Annotated in this window: 1 protein-coding gene; it reads left to right on the top strand. The window is 77.4% G+C overall.

Annotated elements, in window-relative coordinates:
• Positions 1-129: 129 nt before the first annotated feature.
• The gene (locus GCU69_RS21905; RefSeq protein WP_235978621.1) at positions 130-792 is read left to right on the top strand and encodes a uridine kinase family protein; all 663 of its coding nucleotides are present in this window, start codon (positions 130-132) and stop codon (positions 790-792) included.
• The last annotated feature ends 26 nt before the right edge of the window (positions 793-818 follow it).

The raw sequence follows: 818 nt of genomic DNA on the forward strand, positions 1-818 counted from the left end.
GTCGTGGCCCCCGCCGCGGCCGCCGTGCGCCGGGCGGAAGCTGACGCCACGGGGTCGGACGGCTCCGCAGCGCCGAACGTCGCGCACCCGGGGTTCCCGGGCCCGCCCGATGCGCGACAATGGACTCCCGTGAGCCCTCTCCCGCACCAGCCCGGCCCCGGCTCCGGGATCCCCGCCGCCCCCGCCCGCGTCGTCCTGCTGACCGGACCGTCCGGCTCCGGAAAGTCCTCCCTCGCCGCCCGCACCGGTCTGCCCGTGCTGCACCTCGACGACTTCTACCGGGAGCACGACGACCCCGCCCTGCCCACGCTGCCCGACGGCACGGGCACCGACTGGGACTCCCCGGGCTCGTGGGACGCGGAGGCGGCCCTCGCCGCGATCACGGATCTGTGCCGCACCGGGCGCACGTCCGTCCCCGTGTACGACATCGCGACCAGTTCGCGGGTCGGCGAGGAGGCGCTGGATCTGTGCGGCGAGCGGCTGTTCGTCGCCGAGGGCATCTTCGCCGCCGACATCGTGCGCGGCTGCCGCTCGGCCGGGCTGCTGGCGGACGCGCTGTGCCTGCGCGGCAGGCCCTCGACCACCTTCCGGCGGCGGCTGCTGCGGGATCTGCGGGAGGGCCGCAAGTCGGTGTCCGTACTGGTGCGGCGCGGCTGGCGGCTGATGCGCGACGAGCGGACGATCGTGGCCCGGCAGTCGGCGCTCGGCGCGCACCCGTGCGGCGGCGACGAGGCGCTGGTCCGGATCGCGGCGGCGGGCGCGGTCCGGCGCCCCGCGGCAGCGCCGGCCTGAGCCCCTCGGGCACAACGAGAAGCGGG

Origin of the sequence: Streptomyces lycii (assembly GCF_009735685.1) — a bacterium.
In the GTDB taxonomy this organism is placed as follows: Bacteria; Actinomycetota; Actinomycetes; order Streptomycetales; family Streptomycetaceae; genus Streptomyces; species Streptomyces lycii.